This is a genomic window from Gottfriedia sp. NPDC058432 (assembly GCF_042721555.1).
Lineage (GTDB): Bacteria > Bacillota > Bacilli > Bacillales > Bacillaceae_G > Gottfriedia.
Map to the genome: position 1 here is coordinate 40,860 of NZ_JBHXLC010000019.1, position 218 is coordinate 41,077.

Here is a 218-nt window from a genome sequence, read left to right on the forward strand (position 1 = left end):
TACTCATAAGAGGTTCATGAGGAAGTAAAACAGTGAGAATCTGAAATGTGATTACTCATAAGAGGTTCATGAGGAAGTAAAACAGCGAGAATCTGAAATGTAGTTACTCATAAGAGATTCATGAGGAAGTAAAACGGTGAGAAACTGAAATGTAGTTACTCATAAGAGGTTCATGAGGAAGTAAAACGGTGAGAAACTGAAATGTAGTTACTCATAAA